This window comes from Flavobacterium sp. FPG59, from assembly GCF_002150205.1.
In the GTDB taxonomy this organism is placed as follows: Bacteria; Bacteroidota; Bacteroidia; order Flavobacteriales; family Flavobacteriaceae; genus Flavobacterium.
Genome location: NZ_MTCA01000303.1, coordinates 1 through 2,938, shown reverse-complemented (window position 1 = coordinate 2,938; position 2,938 = coordinate 1). Strand labels below are relative to the sequence as shown.

2 protein-coding genes are annotated in these 2,938 nt (G+C 34.8%); both read left to right on the top strand.

Features of this window, described 5'->3' with window-relative positions:
• Positions 1-84 precede the first annotated feature (84 nt).
• Positions 85-1,653 carry a class I SAM-dependent DNA methyltransferase gene (locus FPG59_RS15345; protein WP_086455427.1) on the top strand — a complete coding sequence of 523 codons (1,569 nt, stop codon included), beginning with the start codon at positions 85-87 and terminating at the stop codon, positions 1,651-1,653.
• Complete coding sequence (locus FPG59_RS15340; protein WP_086455426.1) at positions 1,637-2,794, top strand: restriction endonuclease subunit S; 1,158 nt, start codon at positions 1,637-1,639, stop codon at positions 2,792-2,794. The genes FPG59_RS15345 and FPG59_RS15340 overlap by 17 nt, the downstream gene beginning before the upstream one ends.
• Positions 2,795-2,938 lie beyond the last annotated feature (144 nt).

The following is a 2,938-nucleotide window of genomic DNA, read 5'->3' as shown; positions in this document are numbered from 1 at the left end:
ACCTAATGTAATACTTTTATGTTGTTAAATAGGGTTTTATGTTAAAAATAAAAAACAATAATTTCAAAAAAAATATTCATTTAAATGGCTAAACAAGCTAAACCCAAAAAAGAAAAAAGCATAGAGGAAACCCTTTGGGATTCTGCCAATAAACTGAGAGGAACCGTAGAATCATCTGAATATAAACACGTAGTACTGGGGTTAATCTTCTTGAAGTTTGCCAGCGATAAATTTGTGGAACGCAGAAAGGAACTGATTGCCGACAGCAAGGAAAAATACCTGGAGATGAAGGAGTTCTACAATATGTCGAACATTTTCTTTTTACCTGAAGAATCGCGTTGGTCGTTTATCATTGAAAATTCCAAGCAAAGTGATATTGCTTTGAAGATAGACACCGCTTTGAATACCATAGAAAAGAACAATCCTGCCCTGAAAGGCGCTTTACCCGACAACTATTTCTCTCGTTTGAATATGGACGTGAGTAAGCTGGCGGCTTTGTTGGATACCATCAACAATATTGACACCATCAAGGACAAACAGACCGATATCGTGGGGCGTGTTTATGAATATTTCCTAAGCAAGTTTGCCTTGGCAGAAGGAAAAGGGAAAGGAGAATTCTACACCCCAAAAAGCATCGTTAATCTTATCGCCGAAATGATAGAACCTTACAAAGGCGTAATCTATGACCCGGCTTGCGGTTCGGGTGGTATGTTTGTACAATCCATTAAGTTTATCGAAAACCACCACGGAAACAAAAAAGAGATTTCCATTTATGGTCAAGAATATACGGCTACGACTTATAAACTAGCCAAAATGAACCTAGCTATACGCGGAATTTCGGCCAATTTGGGAGATGTAGCTGCGGATACCTTTGGCAAAGACCAACATCCCGATTTGAAAGCCGATTATATCATGGCCAATCCTCCTTTTAATCAAAAAGACTGGAGAGCTGCGGATGAATTGAAAGATGACCCGCGCTGGAGAGGCTACGATGTACCACCAACGAGTAATGCCAACTATGCCTGGATTTTGAATATGGTAAGCAAGCTTTCCGAAAATGGCGTTGCTGGTTTTATCTTAGCCAATGGAGCACTTTCAGGTGGTGGCGAAGAATACAAAATTCGTAGAAAACTGATTGAAAACGATTTGGTGGAAGCTATTGTAATTTTACCAAGAAGTATGTTCTATACCACTGACATTAGCGTTACGCTTTGGATTTTGAACAAAAACAAAAAGGCAAGAACCGTTCCCTTGCCGGACGAAACCCGAAACTATCGCGACCGACAAAATGAAATTCTGTTCTTGGATTTAAGAGAAAAAGGAATTCCGTTCGAAAAAAAATACACCCAATTTTCTGAAGACAACATTTTTGAAATCACACAGGCCTATCACAATTGGCAAACCGATTTGTCAGTTTATAAAGATGTTCCAGAGTTCTGTTATGCTGCCAAAATTAATGAAGTAATTGCTAAAGATTTTTCTTTGGTACCTAGTAAATACATTGAATTTGTAAACCGTGATGAGAATATTGATTTTGAAGAGAAAATGCAAACTTTACAGGCTGAGTTTTCTGAATTATTGCAAGCCGAAGCGCAATCGAAAAACGATTTACTAACCGTGTTCAAAGAATTGGGTTATGAAATCGAGTTATAAAAAATTAGGAAACTATATTCAGATTGTGAATGAACGGGATGCAGATAAAACGGTAGATAGATTACTTGGCGTAAGTATCCGTAAAGTATTAATGCCATCTATTGCAAACATTATAGGTACAGATATGTCAACCTATAAAATCATAAAAAAAAATCAGTTTGCTTATGGTCCGGTAACTTCAAGAAATGGAGATAAAATTTCTGTTGCTTTATTGGAGGAATATGATGAAGCAATTGTATCACAAGCTTATACTGTTTTTGAAGTAATTGATAAGAACAAATTATTGCCTGAATATCTAATGATGTGGTTTCGTCGACCAGAATTTGATCGATACGCTCGTTTTAAATCACACGGAAGTGCAAGAGAAATTTTTGATTGGGGAGAAATGTGTGATACGGAATTACCTATTCCATTCATTGAAAAACAAAGAGAAATAGTAAAAGAATACCATATTCTAGTAGATCGTATTGACCTAAACAACAAACTCATTACCAAACTAGAAGAAACTGCACAATCCATATACAAACAATGGTTTGTAGATTTTGAGTTTCCCGATGCCAATGGGTTGCCTTACAAAAGCAGTGATGGAAAAATGGAGTTTTGCGAAGAATTGGAGATGGAAATTCCAGTTGGATGGAAAATTGATAACCTTCAAGAATTAATTTTATTCAAAAACGGAAAAACAAGACCAAATTCAATTGGCAATTTTCCTGTTTACGGTGGAAATGGTATTATTGAATTTATCGATGATTATAATGAAGAAAATATAATTGCTATTGGTCGCGTAGGTGCATATTGCGGTAGTTTATATAGAGTATTGGGGAAATGTTGGATAAGTGATAATGCAATTTGTGCAAAATCTAAAACTTACTCAAATATGTTTAGTTATTATCTTTTAAGTAGTTTAAATCTTAATGAAAGAAGTGAAGGAACAGGACAACCACTTATAACGCAAGGATTACTCAATGGGATTAGAGTAATAGTACCAGAAACAAGTATTATTGAAAAATTTGAAAAATTTGCAATAAAATTATTTAATGAATCTAACTTGGAAACTAGAGAAGTTGGAATATTAGAACAATTAAAAAGCCTACTTCTTTCAAAAATGGCAACAATAGAAATTAAGGAAGCAATAATATGAGTTTAACAATTCAAACTAAAAAAGAAAGTAAATGCAAGAAATACAAATTTTGCATTTACCATCATGAGCTTTCTTTAGCAGATTTAGATGTTTATATTCTTCAAATAATGTTTGATGAAACAAAACTTAACCAACTTTTCCAAC

Bases quoted from the DNA above. Each gene is read 5' to 3' on its own strand.
- FPG59_RS15345 (WP_086455427.1), top strand. From the start codon at position 85: ATGGCTAAACAAGCTAAACCCAAAAAAGAAAAAAGCATAGAGGAAACC.
- FPG59_RS15340 (WP_086455426.1), top strand. From the start codon at position 1,637: ATGAAATCGAGTTATAAAAAATTAGGAAACTATATTCAGATTGTGAAT.